This window comes from Priestia sp. P1_B12_1 (assembly GCF_056406695.1).
In genome coordinates, this window is sequence record NZ_JBFTZR010000024.1 from 1 (window position 1) to 14,946 (window position 14,946).

The window sequence follows — 14,946 nt, forward strand, 5'->3', positions numbered from 1 at the left end:
AGCAGGTCTTTTTTATATCCCGTTTCTCTTTTCACCATTTTTTCACCATAAAGGTATAGGATAGTACTTGCGAAGCCAATTAGCATATTTTTTTCATAGTTTTACTCCTTTGTGAAGACCTGCTTTCCCAGAGCAGGTCTTTTTTATATCCCGTTTCTCTTTTCACCATTTTTTCACCATAAAGGTATAGGATAGTACTTGCGAAGCCAATTAGCATATTTTTTTCATAGTTTTACTCCTTTGTGAAGACCTGCTTCCCCAGAGCAGGTCTTTTTTTATTTGATGTTTCTTTTCACTGTTTTTTCACTATTGGGCGGTAAGATAGTATGTGTAAAGCCAATTAGCATATTTTTTATAGTTTTACTCCCTTTCTAGTGACCTGTTTCCCCAAAACAGGTCTTTTTTTTTTCTAAAAGCTTCCATCTTTTCACCGTTTTTTCACTTTTCTTTTGTATACTAAGTTTGTCAAAGCAATTTCATCATTTTTCATAAATGACCCCTATTTATTCCCCGCTTTTTGTGAGCGGGGCTTTTTTTATAAGAAAAGCATATTTTTTAAAAAAGCTTCTCTCTTTTCACCGTTTTTTCACTTTTCTTTTATATACTGTTCTTGTCAAAACAATTTCATCATTTTTCATAGATGTACCCTATTTGCACCCGCTTCTTGTAAGCGGGCCTTTTTTTATTTCCATACAAAAAAGCTTAACTCGGAGGTTAAGCTTTTTTCGTCTGCTTGCGAAGAACAAGCATCATAATCGTAATGATGGTAAAAGCAATAAATGCTAAAAAAGGAATGGTGATAAACCCAAGCCAGTTAATATATTGACCTGAGCAAGGAACACCGCTTGTACACGTTTCAAATGCTTTAAGAGCCGGTATCTTCTGCAGGCAATAATGATAGCCTGAAAGCGCCATACCAATCACAGAAAACGGCAGAACGTATTTGTAGATGAACGTATCATTCCGGTACACGGCTACACCTAGCACAATCGCGAGCGGATACATTAAAATTCGCTGATACCAGCAAAGTTCACACGGGATAAAGTGAAGAACTTCACTAAACGTCAAGCTTCCAAGCATCGCGATAAGCGCTGTAAGCCACCCGACAACTAAAGACTTGTTCATTATTTGTTCTCCTTAGCCGCATCTTTGACCATTTGATCAAAATCATCGATTGTTTTTCCTTCGAATTTTTTGCCGCCTACATAAATGGTGGGTGTACCTGTGATGCCTAAATCATTGGCTGTCTTCATATCTTGATCAAACGCATTTTTTCCTTTTCCATCTTTAAAAGCACTCGCTACTTTTTTCGCATCGGCATCGCTAGATACTTCTTTCAGCGTATCTTCTAAGTAAGATTCCGTTAAGACATCTTTCTTTTCATCCGCTGCGTTTTGCTTTTTATAAAGAAGTTCATGGAATTTCCAAAATGTATCGTTCCCAAGCTCTTTGTATACCGTCTCGGCAAACTCTGCTGCACGAGATGAGTCATTGTTGATAAACGAATAGTTCATAAAGTAGAATTTGACTTTGCCTGTATCTACATAATCTTTTTGAATCAGCGGGAAAAAGGATTCCGTAAAGTTTTTACAAGCCGGGCATTTGTAATCTCCAAACTCTACTACTTCTACCGGAGCTGACTCTTTTCCAAGATACGGCTGATTATCATATGTAAGAGCGGCCTTTTCATCTCCTCCGCCCTTTGACATATTAGAAAGGACGATTAACCCTAAAATACAGACCGCAATAATTCCAATCACCCAAAAAATCCACTTACTCGAGGACGTTTGCTGATTGGGCGTTACTTTTTTCTTTTTCTTTGCTTTTGACACAATCTCATCTCCTTCTTTTCTTTCTCTCTTACAAACTTACAAAGCTGTTAGAGCTGTAAAAATTAGCGCGCACAAAATAAAAAACACGTATAGCGACGTCAGCGTTAAAATAACAGGAGGCTGCATCGGCATTTTCGTTTCCGGATTTAAAATATATTGAATGCGATAATTAACCGACGTATCAGCAAACGATACGTGCGCACACGAAAGACTTGTCTGTCCCGTTTTAACCATTTTTAAAAGGGCGCTGCCGATGTGAGCAGACGTACCGTTTTTCACAATGGCATCTTGATCAGCCAGCACTTCACGCATGACTTTGAAACGTTTATGGCTCCATTTAATAAACGGAATATACCATAATGCAGAAGCAAGCGTGCTGAGTAAAAATGTTTTGAGCGGATCTTTGTTTGCAACGTGTGACTGCTCGTGATAAATAACAGCTTCTAGTTCATTTTCATCAAGCACTGAGAGCAACCCTGTAGACAGAACGATGTGCGGTGTAAACAACCCCATTGTTAATGCAATGGGCTGATCTGTTGTTAAAACTGTTACATTCATTCCGTACGCTTTTTGCAGGCGAGCCGTTGTTGTTTCATTTCGCAGCTTCGTAATCATTTTACGGACTTTCCGCATTTGAATCACTTGCTTTACAGCTTTAATGAACAGTACAAACATCGTATGAAAAATAACCGCATTCAGCATGTATTCAATAAAAAACAAGCCGAAAAAGTGGGCTACTTTGTTACAAAGTAAAATTAAGTTAAACGATAAATTCCATCCAAACAGCAAATGCAGCACATACATGCCCATTTGCATAAGCAACGTCACGGCAATAAAAAAGCACAGGTTAAAAATAAGCTTAGAACGCTTTAGTATTCCTTGATTCATTGATTATTCATCCTTTTTTAACTGTTTGACTTTTGATTCGAGCATGCTTAACAGTGAATCATCGACCTCTTCTAACGCATCAAGCATATGAGTAACAGCAAGCGAGCCAAATTCGTCGATCAATTCGTGCGTTAACTCTTTCGACTGAGCGTCGATAAATTCCTCTTTAGAAAGAATCGGCTGATACATCGACGTACGTCCTTTTAAACGCTTTTGCAACACGCCTTTTTCCACCAATCGATTCATAACGGTCATAACGGTGTTGAAGTTCACTGCTTTTTCTTTCTCAAGCACGTGCTGCACATCTTTAATGGACATTTCACTTCCGTCCCATAAAGCCGTCATAATTTTTGCTTCCAGCGGGCCAAAAAAGCGATTAAGGCCGGTTTCATTAAATTTGAATTTTTCAATTTTCATATTTGACACCTCACACTACTAATTGTAGTGTGAGGTGTCAAATCCGTCAACTTTTCCATGACAACTGCCTTACAATTGTCATAATCACTTTTTTACTTCGTCGGTTAAATGCTGAATGGATAGCACAACTGTATCGAGCTTGGCTTCAATTCGGTGAAGTAAATAAAGCGTCACCACAACGGGAAAACCAACGTCTGAGATAAGCGTAAACCACTCTGTCATCTTCCTCTCTCCTTTTAAAAAAGCCCTTCGCACCGAAGTGGAAGGACTTTCATTTTTAAATCGTAAATTCGGTTACATTTCGCTCGACAATTTGGGCGCCTTTTCTGCCAACGAGCGCTCCGCCGCTTGAAGTAAAGACATCGCTTGCGATCAGCGCGTTCATTGCTGCTGCAATGGCTGCTGCGTCTAACGTATCTTTTGGTGATTCAATCGATAGACTTACTGCTTTTTGTGACTCATTTAAAAACTGCATCGTTAAAGTTTTCATACTCTACCTCTTTTCTTATTTTAAAAGTGAAAACGTGACAACTTCGTTGATTTCAACAAGCGGCAGCGACTGCAGGCTGGCAATGGTTTCGCTTGCTGTAATGAGTGCATCTGCAGAACTTCCAGGCTGAATGTTCATATAGGATTTGGTCTTTAAATCGGGTTTTCCATCCTCTTTTATTCCTTGTTCTAATACTAAGCGAAGCTGGCTTGAATGCTGAATTTTTTCTGCCATCTTTTATTCCCCCTTTCACTTTATATATAGAAATGGAAATAGGAAAGAGGGATGATGGAAACATAAAAATTTTTGGTTTATAATGGGAGATAGTCTGAGTTAGAAAGAGGCTTTGGTAATGAGAAAGTGGAGCTTTTTATTTTTTGTTCTAGCATTCATGCATCCAGCTTCAGCACTTGCTGACGACGGTGCAGATGAAAAAAAGCTTGGTCCGTTTTACTACACGGTTTCTCATGATTATAGTCGAGAAAAATGGGATGTAGGGGTGTTAAATCAGCAAGACAAAACGAACATTCCTGAGACTGATTTGAACGATGAAACGCTAAAATTGTTTCAGCGTACGGTTGATGATTTAGCAGACCTCGCGATTCGATTTGCTGCTATGAGCGTACTGCTTGTATGTTCACTCTTTGTTTTTACGTACTTTCGCATTCAAAAAAAACGCCCTTTTCTCCGCTTGTTTTTTGTTTTTTCAAGCGTTGGCTTTCTATTTTGCGTCTATACATCATTGGAGTTATTTAAAAAAACTGAACAAGCAAAATCTTTATTTTACTTACTATGACTTGAAACCCAAAAAAACCAGCCGATCGGCTGGTTTTTTCATGCATTTCTTACGGTTATGTAGTTCTGTTCATACGTCATTTCTTCCGTTTGCTTTTGCTGCTCCAGATGGTAATAAGCAGCGCATACTCCTCCTAACCCAGCCAGTGCTAGGACAATTAGAAGTATGGATGTCGCTTTTTTCATTGCCTTTTCTCCCCTTATGTTTAACCCTACCTAGCAACGGCATCCGTAAAAAAGAGTCCCCTTTCTCTTCTTTACTTGCTCATTACTTACGAAAGATATTATCATACTTTTTTTCACTTTTGTCATTTTTTTAGTTATTGTCAAAAAATTGTATATTTTATCCTTGATTTAACGAGTGTTTAAGGAAGTCAATGGACTGGTTTTTTGAAAGGCCAAACGCTGTCACGATATAATCAACGTAGGCAAGAAGCTCCAAATTCCCTCCTAATTTTGTCGTTTTAAATGATCGATTAAATCGGTATTGCTTTTTATCTGAAAAGACGAGCCCTTCTCCTTCCAGAAATGTTTGAAATTGCTCATGCGGAAAGTAAAGCACATCGTTTCGAACGTTCTCTAAGTCAATGACAATAATCATATCTTCCAGCTCTGCTTTTAATTCCATCATACAATCGATGTATCCGCCGATGCAGCTGATTAAAGATGTGAGAAAAAAGGGTCCGTTTATATATTGAAACTGCTCAAAAATCGTCTCATCGATGTAGCTTGAAATCCTTGACTTTAATACGTCATGAATTTGTTTTGATTCTTCCATGTACGGAATAGGAATATGAAACTTAGCTGATCCGTTATAAAACTGCTCCCACGCAATTGTTTTATCATACGCATCAATCACATCTGTGCTTCGAAAAATGATGGATTCCGCTGAATAAGAGGCTTTAACAAACGGTGTATGCAGCATCACCGTACTTTCCTCGTCCAAACAATAGTGTTTGGGTTCGCTAGACTTGCTTAAAATATATTGCTTTAACCGTTCTTCTTCCATTTGTTCAACTAAATGCAAATCATATAGTGGCAGCACGTACATATTACACATCCCGTAATGAATATAGCTTTTCCCGTGCATCTGCCATTTTCTGTTATAGATAGACAGTTCTTTTGTGCAAAAGTCCTCTATTCGCTGCGTTTGATCCTCGGATTTTTGATAGAGTCGATCTAAATGATAGCGGTCATCGATTTCCGTAACAGGAGATGTGCCGCTTCCAATTCTTCTGTAAATTTTCCCGTAAGACATGTACGGAGGGTTCGGACCTTCAGGAATCCAAATAACAAAAACACCTTGCCCGGGGTGATCTTCAGGTGATAAAAAACGCGTAACGATACGAGGAATGGGATTGGTGACATCTTTAAGCATATTATTAATAAACAGCTCATATTCCGTGCGCTCGAGCAGGTTAATGGAATGGTCGTCTTCATCTATGCCAAAAATAAGCCACCCTCCTTTTTCATTGGCAAACGAAGCGATGATATTTGGGATTTTCCGTTTGACCGTTGAGCTTACTTCGCGCTTGAACTCAAGCTGATAGCCTTCTTCTAAATGTTTTTCCATCATGCGCTGCACATCTGAAAACTCAATTTCTCCAATTGTTTTTTTCTTTCCTTCTTCGCTTATAAATGGTGAATAAAACGATTCTTCGTTCACTTGTCTTCCCCTCCTCACCATTTCTATTTAACTTATCCATATGATGAGAAGTAAAAAGACAGTCATATTTCTTTGATTTTTTTCAAAAAACAAAGTTTTTACCAAATTAATCCTTTTTTATATTATGATAGAAAAAGAGGTGAAGAATATGATTGAAGCAATATTTTTAGACCGAGACGGAACCATTGGCGGCAGTAATGAAATACAATATCCAGGTGATTTTCAGCTGTTCCCCCAAGCAAAGCAAGCGATTATCGACATAAAGAAACAAAACATTCCGCTGTTTTCCTTTACCAATCAGCCCGACATTGCAAAAGGAAAGGTAAAGAAATCACAGTTTTTCTCTGAACTTTTATCTTTTGGATTTGATGATGTTTACCTTTGTCCTCATGAAGATTCGGACAATTGTTCGTGCCGCAAACCAAGGCCAGGCATGCTGTTAAAAGCAGCCGAGGAGCACAGCTTGAATTTGGCTAACTGCATCGTGATTGGCGACCGGTGGAAAGATCTCGTAGCGGCCCATGCAGCAGGGGCACAATGTATTTTAGTGTTAACAGGAGCTGGGCACGACACATTACATGCACGGGAAAAATGGGCTGACGTACAAGCAGCCTTTATTGCAGCTAATATACAGGAAGCTGTTGAATTTATCTTTACATCACTGAGTTCACAGCTGATACTACCGCATTCACATACTCGTTAAACAGCTGATTATTCTGTAATAATTGTTCATACTGCGGAGTGGTGATTTCAAGCTGCAGTCCTTTATGCCGCTGATTGCCGTTGGCGATATTTCGAGGTGAAACGCCTTTTAAATGCACGGGCGTTTCACTGATCGGAAAACCTGAGAGCGCATGACGCACCGCTTTTTCTAACTCTTCGTCTCTTCCTCCGATATAAGTCGTGCAGACATCGCTATAGGCACCGTGAAGAGAAATCGTGACTTCTGATTTTTTAACGAGATGACGCGCCATTTCTTCATCGTAGTTTGCAGACGTAACATGCAATTCAAACGGATTTTCTGTTTTCAGCGTTTTAAATACGTACACGGTTGCATTCAGCTTTTCTGCTATTTTTTCCGCTACTTCTTCTGTCCCAATTTCCATCGTTCCTCCATGAATCGCAAGCACGACAATTTCCCTCCGGCGAATGACACATTCTATTTCGTAATCGATTCCGGCTCGTTCACACTGAGATAATTCTTGAAAACTTTGATACACATCCCTCATCTGTTTCTTCACACCTTTCTTTTATCTTCATATACCCAGGCTTTATTTTTCCTTTTTCTTCATATAGTAAAGGGATTAACCCTTTGTCTACTCATTTATTTTTGTTTTTATACTTTATATTTTAGTGTGCACAAAAATTTTTTTTGAAATTCGAAATAAAAGTATTGCCAAACAAACCGTCCAGACGGTAAAGTATTCTAGGGAAAATCAAAAAGGAGGAAATTCATGTGTCTACATTTGATGATATATTGCTTGCAGCTACGCAGGTTGTACAGCGTGACGGCGTTGGAAATTTGACGCTTGAAAAAGTAGCAAAAGAAGCCGGCGTCAGTAAAGGCGGTTTGTTGTATCACTTCTCTTCAAAAGATGAATTGATTAAGCAAATGCTGTATTCAGTCACAAAGAAATATGATGACGGACTAAACGTACAAGTTGAACATGACGATTCTCCTGGCAAATGGAGCCGGGCTTATCTCGCTGAGACGCTTCATGACCTTCAGCGTGAACAAGTGATGAGCGCGGGGTTACTTGCAGGTATTGCAACCAATCCTGAACTCCTGCAGCATTTTCAAAAGCAATACGAAAAGTGGCAGCAGCACATTGAACAAGACGACATTGATCCAGTCCTTGCTACCATTGTGCGCTTAGCAGCTGACGGATTATGGTTCAGTCAAATGTTTGGGCTCGCACCCGTGGATCCAGACATGCAAAAACAGATTCAACAACAACTTCGGAAATTAACAGAGGAGGGTTTTCGATGAAAGCCTATTTATTTTTAGCGATTGCTATTAGTTCAGAGTTATTTGGTACATCTATGTTAAAAGCATCAAACGGATTTACAAAATTTTGGCCTAGTCTTGGTGTTTTATTAGGGTTTGGTCTTGCTTTCTATGCGCTTTCCACATCGCTTCAACACATTCCACTCAGCGTTGCGTATGCCATTTGGTCTGGTGTAGGAACTGCTGTAACAGCTGTGATTGGCGTAGTCATTTGGAAAGAAAGCGGCAGTCTCACGATGGTATTTGGCATCGTATTAATCATTGCAGGAGTCATTCTTTTAAATTTAAAATCAGTGGCTCACTAAAAAAAGAGCCAGTAAATACTGACTCTTAAGCAAAGGAGGAAAATCGACTGTCTACTTATGAAAGTAGTATGTATCGTTTTCCTTTTTTTTATACTCTTTTATAGATTAAACGGATCTAGGAATTTAACAGATGGATATTTGTCCTGGAACAAACGCCATACAAAATCGTTTTCAAACATAAGAACGGCATGTTTATCACGATCTTCTACTAGCATCACGCGAGAATCTAGCATGCGATCTTCAATTGTTGATTTGTCTACCCATTTTGCAATGTTATGAGACATGCGCGTGAATTCAAGATCGACGTTGTACTCACCTTTCATACGGTGTTCAAACACTTGGAACTGAAGTTCACCGACTGCTCCTAAAATATAATCTCCAAAGAACGGCGTACGGTAAAGCTGTACGGCTCCTTCTTGTACAAGCTGATTAATTCCTTTTTCAAAGTGCTTAGATTTCATTGCATTTTTCGCACGAACTTTTACAAACAGTTCAGGCGGGAACTTTGGAAGAGCATCAAATTCGAATACTTTTCCCTCTCCTACAATGGTATCGCCAATCTGATACGTGCCTGAATCATACAAGCCAATGATATCCCCTGGATACGCTATGTCTACTGTTTCACGGCTTGATGCCAAGAACTGATGAGACTGCGCTAGCTTCATTTTACGGTTCGTTCTTGCTAACGTCACGTTCATTCCACGCTCGAATTTCCCTGAACATACGCGTACGAACGCAATGCGGTCGCGGTGAGCCGGGTTCATGTTCGCTTGAATTTTAAAGATGAAACCTGAAAAGTTTTCATCCGTAGGCTGAACGGTGCCATTCGTTGATTCACGAGGCTGCGGCGGTGATGTTAATTGTAAAAATGAATTAAAGAAAGACTGTACACCAAAGTTTGCAATCGCACTCCCGAAGAAAACAGGTGTTAACAGGCCTTGCTTTACTTTTTCAATTGAAAAATCATTACCTGCTTCGTCTAATAGAGATAAATCATCCACTAAGCCTGGTAAATACATTTCATCGACGTGTTTTTTAATTTCATCGTCGATATTTTCACCGTCAAAGTCTGCAAAATATGACTCTTTGTTTCCTTGGTATACTTCAATTTGTTTTGAAAAACGGTCATACGTTCCTTGGAATCGTTTCCCCATGCCAATTGGCCACGTTACAGGGTATGATTCAATACCGAGTACATCTTCAATTTCTTCAAGCAGCTCAAGCGGCTCTTTTCCTTCACGGTCTAATTTATTAATAAATGTTAGAATAGGAATACCACGCATACGACAAACTTTAAAAAGTTTAAGCGTTTGTGCTTCAATCCCTTTTGTTCCGTCAATAACCATGACCGCACTGTCTACAGCCGTTAAGGTACGATACGTATCCTCACTGAAGTCTTCGTGTCCTGGTGTATCCAAGATGTTAATAAAGTGATCTTTATACTCAAACTGCATAACACTTGATGTAACCGAAATTCCACGTTGTTTTTCGATTTCCATCCAGTCAGATGTAGCAAACTTACCTGATTTTTTTCCTTTAACCGTTCCGGCTGAACGAATCATTCCGCCCAGTAACAGCATTTTTTCTGTTAACGTTGTTTTCCCGGCATCCGGGTGAGAAATAATGGCGAATGTACGACGTGAATCGACCATCGTTTCTTGAAGTTGGTTGTTCATACGTTTTAAAATCCTTTCTGCTCTACAATTCCTATTTTCATCATTTCATTATACGCTTTTTTTATACTGCGTGACTAGTTTTTTTCATATTTGAATACTTCTACAAAATCAAAGAAATCGTCAACAAGGTGTAAAAAGCGAACAAGAAAAGACCCCTTTTATAAAAGGGGCCTTCTCCCAGTTTAGTTTAACGAACGACCAGAGAAACGTTCTGCTGATCGGCTTAAACTTTATAAAAAAAATTACTTTTGAACGTTAGCAGCTTGTGGTCCACGGTTGCCTTCAACGATTTCAAATGTAACTTCTTGACCTTCTTCTAAAGTTTTGAAACCTTCGCCTTGGATAGCAGAGAAATGAACGAATACATCGTCTTGTCCTTCTACTTCGATGAAACCGAAACCTTTTTCAGCGTTGAACCATTTTACTTTACCTTGTAACATATCTCTTTTCCTCCTTGTGTGACAATCCACACATTGTGTATTACTCTATTCCTGCTCTTACAATAAGTCAAGACGAACACTTCGAACTATCCTTACCGAACAAAAATAAGCACCTTTATTGTAACAAATCCTCCAAAAAATTTCAAAGGAATTTGCACATTCTTTTTGTTTGGTTTTATCCCTTACCTACAGCCTTTCTGCCCCTTTTTAAGCAGCTGAATGTGAACGCATTATTCGCAATTTTTCTTGATGTTTTTTCTTGTATAACGATCCTTTAAATGGATAACGCTATAGAGATAGATACTCTTTCTATTTATGAGGAAGCAGGTGACATCACAACTTATGGAAGACATTCTCATGTCCCTTCTTAGAACCTTTGTTTCTTTTATTATCTTAAGCATTACAACTTTCCTGATTGGAAAACAAATTAACACGCATAATAATCATTTTACATTTGCGATGTCCATCATCATTGGGTCGTTCATCGCAAATATGGGATTTGATTTAAAATTAAAATTTCTGCCGATGTTCGCTTCTTTTGCTTTTCTTGTGGCCATTCATTTTCTTTTAGCATCAACAGCTCTAAAAAGCAGGCGCTTGCGAAAATGGATTACAGGACGCCCGACGGTTATTATGGAAAAAGGAAAGCTTCTTGAAGCAAATATGAAAAAAGTCAAATATTCTATTGACGACTTGAATCAGCATTTACGAGAACTAGGAACGTTCAACATTGCTGAAGTAGAATTTGCTGTTTTAGAAGTAAGCGGAAAACTGTCGGTATTAAAGAAAACTGCTTATCAAAACATTGCCAAACAGGACGTTTTGTCTAAGCCGTTTAAAGAAATGAGTTTACCGGTAGAACTCATCATGGACGGAGAAATTATTCATAAAAATTTAACATCTCACTATACCGAACAGTGGATCAACCTTGAGCTTTCAAATCGTCAGCTTCAGTTGAACCAAGTGCTGTATGCAGTTGTGTCAACAAACGGCATGCTCTATGTAGATGAGTATAAAGATCAGCTGTCCTCTCCTACAGACAGAGAATAAGGTTGAGACATAACTAATTACGCCAATCTAAAGGCAGACAAATGAGGTAAATGAGTTCGTATGGATCGCTTGTGACACCGCTGTTGATTTCCGTGCAGGGCTTTGGTCTCCTATCAACAGCTAGAAGCAATTACATATATAAAACCTATGTTCACGACCACCATAAAAAAATCCGAACAAGTTCGATTCTCCATCAAGAATCAAACTCGTTCGGATAAAATGTGTTTGTCCCAGTTTTACTGTGCCACCTCTTCAACGGTTCCTTCTTTCAAGCCATAGTAGTTCCGTTCAAATCGCTTTATTTCTTGATCATAGCGGCGTACTTTTGCATCGGCTAGCTGACGGCTTTGTTTTGTTTCTTCAAGCAGCTCGACCTGCTGATTAATTTGAAAAATAGTCGTCGTCAGCTCGTCTTGATAATCATAAATTTCATTTTGGATATCCACGCATACGGGCAAGCGATTTGCTAAAATAAAGTCCGTCATTTGCATAAGCACTTTTTTACGCTCTACTTCTTTCACTTTGCTTTTGACGGCTCGTTCTGCAGAACGGAACGTCAGCCTTACTTTAGAGAAAAAGTCACCTTTAATCGAAAGCTTGCGCTGCAGTTCTTCTACATCTTGTTTTAATGATTCATGCTCTTCAATCATTTTTTGAAGCACAAGCCCTCCGTTTAACGATGTGAGCTCCATTTCATCAAGCTGATGGCGAATGGCTGTTTTGAGTGTTTCAATTTGCTTCACCGTCTTTTTCTCCGTAGCGCGGAGCTGCTTAACATACTGCTCTGTTTTATAAATAAAGCTGTCTAACCGTTCACGGTCAAACAGTGACTGCTCTTTCTTTTTCATATAATCTTGATACGCTGTGTGTACAGATGACCACTTGATCAGCAGAGACTGATAATTCAACAGCTCATCCTGATGCTCAAGCTTGTACGTCCACATCAGCTGAACAACTACCAATAACAGCGGTAAAAAAGTTCCAGCTTCTTTGCGTTTTGCAATAATTTCATGACTTTCAAAGCTCGCCATTAAAAACAGCGGCGCATTCATACTAAATAGCAGTGCTGGCGGGTAATTAACGGGAATAAAGATACTCATTACGGTTGCCATAAGGCCTGAAATAGCAGGGTATGCGTGCGGAGGAAGCTGTTTGTACAGTTCAATTGTCCCTTTTTTCTGCAGCAGTTTCACAAGTGCTTCCTGCTGATATTCTCCTAATGCATCAATCATTCTTTCCTGATACATGGGGGGCAGCTGTTCAATCCAATTCATCAGCTGCTGCTGAAACACAGCTTGCTGACGATTTGTAGCAATCATGTATTGCGAATCAATAAGATGAAAGAACAGTCGGATTTGATGGCGCATTACGTCTTCCAGCGTATGACAGCGTGCAATTGAAAACAGCTCATTGTATTTAGATACAAGCAAATTTCCAATGTTATCGCTTAGCTCGTACAGCTCGCCATTTGTTGTAGCATGGGAAACAGGAAGTTCAAAAAACTTCGCCATTTCAAGCAAAATATGCAGATGCATGTCTACTTCAGGCTGTTTTTCAAGCAATTTCATTTCTTCTACCAATGACGCTTGAAAATCCGTATGCTCCGTTTGCTGATACTGTGCTGACATTTCCGTATAAATGCGGTGGTCACATAACACATAAGCAGCTCTTAGGATATCGCCTTTAGACGTAAGCAACCCATACAATAACTGTTGTCCGTTCATCTTCACACCGTCCTTCATTAAATTTTCTTACTATAGCTTTCTATCATTTTATACTTTTTCTATAAATTCGATGCAATAGTTCAAATCTCCTGTTATCTTTCTTCTTGCTTCCTTAATACAAAGAGTGCCGTCCAACATGACATCAGTGCAGGCGGAATGGTCCAAGTCATATATCGCCACTCACCCGTCACAAGCGCCATAATGAAAAAGATGAGCGGAAAACCTATTAGTACTATGATGATACGTGCTCGGCTTACCGATTTTTTCATAGTGCATCGCCCCTTCTGTTCGTCCCTTATTCCTATAATACCCTTTCGCTTCTATAGCATTAAACACCTTTATAAACCGTTCGTACATTTCTTTGTTTTCTAGACAGTCTATGACATAAGTTTTAAAAAAGAACAGAGGATACCTCTTACTTTGGTGAATCTCGTAAGCAGCTTTTATGTTTTGACAAGCTAAATCGAGAAAAATGTGTTATGGTAAAAGAAAATTTCGTTTTTACTACCTACATTGAAACGAAAGGGTTGATCGTATGAACATTTTTTTGATTGGCGCAAGCGGCAGGACCGGACAGGAATTAATAAAGCAAGCGATTAAAAACGGACATTATGTAAAAGCATTTGTGCGAAATCCATCTAAGCTTAAGATAACGCATGCGAACGTACACATCATACAAGGCGACGTGCTTGATTATTATGAAGTGTGTCAGGCAATGCGAGGGTGTGATGCAGTAATTTCTTGTCTTGGAACCGAAAATCTAGGGCATTCTACCCTTTTAGTAGAAACGACAAATCTGCTGATTCAATGTATGAATGAAAACGGAATTCAGCGTATCGCCTACACGGCTTCTGCCGGAATCGACGGAGAAATTCCAGGCATGACGGGCTGGCTTGCTCAGCGTATTTTAAAAAATGTGCTTCGCGATCATCACGAAGCCGTGAAGCTCTTGAAGGTAAGCGGGCTCGACTGGACTGTTGCTCGGCCAATGGGTTTAACGAGCGGTCCATTAACTACGTATTATCGTATAGGAGAAGCTAGCATACCAGAAAACGGACGCAACATCAGCCGTTCTGACGTCGCTCACTTTCTTCTTCAAGCCGTAGAAAACAACAGGCATATAAAAAAATCACTAAGTCTTTCGTATTAAGTGTTCTAAAGGAGTGTTGATAGTGAACCTATCAAAAATTTTTCTAAAAATAAGTCTTGTACTTTTAATGGCATGCGTCTTTATTGAAGGTAATTTTCAGGTGGCGCTTGGCATCTTTGCTGCTGTTTGCATGCTTGTCATCATTTTTGCCAAGCCTCTTTCAAAATCGCTGCTTCCTGCTAATAAAAAACCAGGAAAAAAAGACCGCGAAACATTAATGATGGTCATTGGTGTCATCGTTTTTATTTCAGGAAGCTTTTTTATTGCGTAGTAGCATTGTAAAGAAAACAGGCTTAAATCCACATTTTTAATCATATAAAGGGCTGTGCTGTAAGTCGAATGTTCGGCTTATGACGCAGCCTTTTTTTGGTTTCATGAGGTCTCTTTTAGCAATAGCTTCTGTCTTTTATATACATACCATTCCATTATTTAAGCAAATTACCTATCAAACCCTCTTATGCTTTTTTCATCAGTTCACATAATATATGTAGAAGATGTCATAAGA

General features: G+C 39.2%; 21 protein-coding genes. 7 read left to right on the top strand and 14 right to left on the bottom strand.

Annotation, left to right across the window (positions count from 1 at the left end; all coding sequences use genetic code 11):
• Positions 1-714 precede the first annotated feature (714 nt).
• The 7 genes from AC1D0Y_RS27585 to AC1D0Y_RS27615 form a co-directional block, all read right to left on the bottom strand.
• Positions 715-1,125 (bottom strand): disulfide oxidoreductase, encoded by a 411-nt coding sequence (locus AC1D0Y_RS27585; protein ID WP_060746367.1) that lies wholly within the window; start codon positions 1,123-1,125, stop codon positions 715-717.
• Complete coding sequence (locus AC1D0Y_RS27590) at positions 1,125-1,832, bottom strand: DsbA family protein (protein WP_060746368.1); 708 nt, start codon at positions 1,830-1,832, stop codon at positions 1,125-1,127. Before AC1D0Y_RS27590 ends, AC1D0Y_RS27585 begins: the two co-directional genes overlap by 1 nt.
• A 36-nt stretch (positions 1,833-1,868) precedes the next feature.
• Complete coding sequence (locus tag AC1D0Y_RS27595; protein WP_060746369.1) at positions 1,869-2,720, bottom strand: M56 family metallopeptidase; 852 nt, start codon at positions 2,718-2,720, stop codon at positions 1,869-1,871.
• Positions 2,721-2,723: 3 nt separating this feature from the next.
• Positions 2,724-3,137, bottom strand: coding sequence for a BlaI/MecI/CopY family transcriptional regulator (locus tag AC1D0Y_RS27600; RefSeq protein ID WP_028409248.1), 414 nt, complete (start codon positions 3,135-3,137; stop codon positions 2,724-2,726).
• Between the two features lie 84 nt (positions 3,138-3,221).
• Positions 3,222-3,359 (bottom strand): YvrJ family protein, encoded by a 138-nt coding sequence (locus AC1D0Y_RS27605; RefSeq protein WP_013083928.1) that lies wholly within the window; start codon positions 3,357-3,359, stop codon positions 3,222-3,224.
• A 55-nt stretch (positions 3,360-3,414) separates the two neighbouring features.
• Complete coding sequence (locus AC1D0Y_RS27610) at positions 3,415-3,627, bottom strand: DUF2922 domain-containing protein (protein WP_028409249.1); 213 nt, start codon at positions 3,625-3,627, stop codon at positions 3,415-3,417.
• A gap of 15 nt (positions 3,628-3,642) precedes the next feature.
• Complete coding sequence (locus AC1D0Y_RS27615) at positions 3,643-3,861, bottom strand: DUF1659 domain-containing protein (RefSeq protein ID WP_013057868.1); 219 nt, start codon at positions 3,859-3,861, stop codon at positions 3,643-3,645.
• Positions 3,862-3,979: 118 nt separating this feature from the next.
• Between AC1D0Y_RS27615 and AC1D0Y_RS27620 the strand changes: the two genes are divergently transcribed.
• Positions 3,980-4,423, top strand: coding sequence for a hypothetical protein (locus AC1D0Y_RS27620; RefSeq protein ID WP_060746370.1), 444 nt, complete (start codon positions 3,980-3,982; stop codon positions 4,421-4,423).
• 38 nt (positions 4,424-4,461) lie between these two features.
• On the opposite strand, the gene AC1D0Y_RS27625 is transcribed toward AC1D0Y_RS27620, so the two are convergent.
• Positions 4,462-4,608 (bottom strand): hypothetical protein, encoded by a 147-nt coding sequence (locus AC1D0Y_RS27625; RefSeq protein WP_165351766.1) that lies wholly within the window; start codon positions 4,606-4,608, stop codon positions 4,462-4,464.
• 157 nt (positions 4,609-4,765) lie between these two features.
• Positions 4,766-6,088 (bottom strand): AlbA family DNA-binding domain-containing protein, encoded by a 1,323-nt coding sequence (locus AC1D0Y_RS27630; protein ID WP_060746371.1) that lies wholly within the window; start codon positions 6,086-6,088, stop codon positions 4,766-4,768.
• A 148-nt stretch (positions 6,089-6,236) separates the two neighbouring features.
• Here AC1D0Y_RS27630 and AC1D0Y_RS27635 point away from each other — a divergent pair, with 148 nt between their 5' ends.
• On the top strand, positions 6,237-6,791 hold the full coding sequence (locus AC1D0Y_RS27635; protein ID WP_060746372.1) for an HAD-IIIA family hydrolase: 555 nt from the start codon (positions 6,237-6,239) through the stop codon (positions 6,789-6,791).
• On the opposite strand, the gene AC1D0Y_RS27640 is transcribed toward AC1D0Y_RS27635, so the two are convergent.
• The gene (locus tag AC1D0Y_RS27640; RefSeq protein WP_028409253.1) at positions 6,742-7,317 is read right to left on the bottom strand and encodes a poly-gamma-glutamate hydrolase family protein; all 576 of its coding nucleotides are present in this window, start codon (positions 7,315-7,317) and stop codon (positions 6,742-6,744) included. The two genes, AC1D0Y_RS27635 and AC1D0Y_RS27640, sit on opposite strands and share 50 nt — an antisense overlap.
• A 227-nt stretch (positions 7,318-7,544) precedes the next feature.
• Here AC1D0Y_RS27640 and AC1D0Y_RS27645 point away from each other — a divergent pair, with 227 nt between their 5' ends.
• Both AC1D0Y_RS27645 and AC1D0Y_RS27650 read left to right on the top strand, forming a co-directional pair.
• On the top strand, positions 7,545-8,078 hold the full coding sequence (locus tag AC1D0Y_RS27645; protein WP_034276194.1) for a TetR/AcrR family transcriptional regulator: 534 nt from the start codon (positions 7,545-7,547) through the stop codon (positions 8,076-8,078).
• A complete protein-coding gene (locus AC1D0Y_RS27650) occupies positions 8,075-8,401 on the top strand; it encodes a DMT family transporter (protein ID WP_013057875.1) in 327 nt (108 codons plus the stop codon). The genes AC1D0Y_RS27645 and AC1D0Y_RS27650 overlap by 4 nt, the downstream gene beginning before the upstream one ends.
• 98 nt (positions 8,402-8,499) lie before the next feature.
• On the opposite strand, the gene AC1D0Y_RS27655 is transcribed toward AC1D0Y_RS27650, so the two are convergent.
• A complete protein-coding gene (locus AC1D0Y_RS27655) occupies positions 8,500-10,077 on the bottom strand; it encodes a peptide chain release factor 3 (RefSeq protein WP_060746373.1) in 1,578 nt (525 codons plus the stop codon).
• Positions 10,078-10,319: 242 nt separating this feature from the next.
• Positions 10,320-10,517, bottom strand: coding sequence for a cold-shock protein CspD (gene cspD, locus AC1D0Y_RS27660; RefSeq protein WP_013057877.1), 198 nt, complete (start codon positions 10,515-10,517; stop codon positions 10,320-10,322).
• A 327-nt stretch (positions 10,518-10,844) separates the two neighbouring features.
• Between cspD and AC1D0Y_RS27665 the strand changes: the two genes are divergently transcribed.
• Positions 10,845-11,567 (top strand): DUF421 domain-containing protein, encoded by a 723-nt coding sequence (locus AC1D0Y_RS27665; protein WP_225049449.1) that lies wholly within the window; start codon positions 10,845-10,847, stop codon positions 11,565-11,567.
• Between the two features lie 236 nt (positions 11,568-11,803).
• On the opposite strand, the gene AC1D0Y_RS27670 is transcribed toward AC1D0Y_RS27665, so the two are convergent.
• Entirely contained in the window at positions 11,804-13,291 is a 1,488-nt protein-coding gene (locus AC1D0Y_RS27670) for a hypothetical protein (RefSeq protein ID WP_028409256.1), read from the bottom strand.
• Between the two features lie 92 nt (positions 13,292-13,383).
• Positions 13,384-13,560 carry a hypothetical protein gene (locus tag AC1D0Y_RS27675; RefSeq protein ID WP_162871486.1) on the bottom strand — a complete coding sequence of 59 codons (177 nt, stop codon included), beginning with the start codon at positions 13,558-13,560 and terminating at the stop codon, positions 13,384-13,386.
• Positions 13,561-13,826: 266 nt separating this feature from the next.
• Between AC1D0Y_RS27675 and AC1D0Y_RS27680 the strand changes: the two genes are divergently transcribed.
• Positions 13,827-14,441, top strand: coding sequence for an NAD(P)-dependent oxidoreductase (locus AC1D0Y_RS27680; protein WP_028414459.1), 615 nt, complete (start codon positions 13,827-13,829; stop codon positions 14,439-14,441).
• Positions 14,442-14,463: 22 nt separating this feature from the next.
• Positions 14,464-14,712 (top strand): hypothetical protein, encoded by a 249-nt coding sequence (locus AC1D0Y_RS27685; protein WP_013083940.1) that lies wholly within the window; start codon positions 14,464-14,466, stop codon positions 14,710-14,712.
• Positions 14,713-14,946: the final 234 nt, after the last annotated feature.

Excerpts from the sequence above, each read along its gene's own strand:
- AC1D0Y_RS27585 (WP_060746367.1), bottom strand. The coding sequence starts at position 1,125 with ATGAACAAGTCTTTAGTTGTCGGGTGGCTTACAGCGCTTATCGCGATG.
- AC1D0Y_RS27595 (WP_060746369.1), bottom strand. The coding sequence starts at position 2,720 with ATGAATCAAGGAATACTAAAGCGTTCTAAGCTTATTTTTAACCTGTGC.
- AC1D0Y_RS27600 (WP_028409248.1), bottom strand. The coding sequence starts at position 3,137 with ATGAAAATTGAAAAATTCAAATTTAATGAAACCGGCCTTAATCGCTTT.
- AC1D0Y_RS27605 (WP_013083928.1), bottom strand. The coding sequence starts at position 3,359 with ATGACAGAGTGGTTTACGCTTATCTCAGACGTTGGTTTTCCCGTTGTG.
- AC1D0Y_RS27610 (WP_028409249.1), bottom strand. The coding sequence starts at position 3,627 with ATGAAAACTTTAACGATGCAGTTTTTAAATGAGTCACAAAAAGCAGTA.
- AC1D0Y_RS27615 (WP_013057868.1), bottom strand. The coding sequence starts at position 3,861 with ATGGCAGAAAAAATTCAGCATTCAAGCCAGCTTCGCTTAGTATTAGAA.
- AC1D0Y_RS27620 (WP_060746370.1), top strand. The coding sequence starts at position 3,980 with ATGAGAAAGTGGAGCTTTTTATTTTTTGTTCTAGCATTCATGCATCCA.
- AC1D0Y_RS27625 (WP_165351766.1), bottom strand. The coding sequence starts at position 4,608 with ATGAAAAAAGCGACATCCATACTTCTAATTGTCCTAGCACTGGCTGGG.
- AC1D0Y_RS27635 (WP_060746372.1), top strand. The coding sequence starts at position 6,237 with ATGATTGAAGCAATATTTTTAGACCGAGACGGAACCATTGGCGGCAGT.
- AC1D0Y_RS27640 (WP_028409253.1), bottom strand. The coding sequence starts at position 7,317 with ATGAGGGATGTGTATCAAAGTTTTCAAGAATTATCTCAGTGTGAACGA.
- AC1D0Y_RS27650 (WP_013057875.1), top strand. The coding sequence starts at position 8,075 with ATGAAAGCCTATTTATTTTTAGCGATTGCTATTAGTTCAGAGTTATTT.
- AC1D0Y_RS27655 (WP_060746373.1), bottom strand. The coding sequence starts at position 10,077 with ATGAACAACCAACTTCAAGAAACGATGGTCGATTCACGTCGTACATTC.
- cspD (WP_013057877.1), bottom strand. The coding sequence starts at position 10,517 with ATGTTACAAGGTAAAGTAAAATGGTTCAACGCTGAAAAAGGTTTCGGT.
- AC1D0Y_RS27670 (WP_028409256.1), bottom strand. The coding sequence starts at position 13,291 with ATGAACGGACAACAGTTATTGTATGGGTTGCTTACGTCTAAAGGCGAT.
- AC1D0Y_RS27675 (WP_162871486.1), bottom strand. The coding sequence starts at position 13,560 with ATGAAAAAATCGGTAAGCCGAGCACGTATCATCATAGTACTAATAGGT.
- AC1D0Y_RS27680 (WP_028414459.1), top strand. The coding sequence starts at position 13,827 with ATGAACATTTTTTTGATTGGCGCAAGCGGCAGGACCGGACAGGAATTA.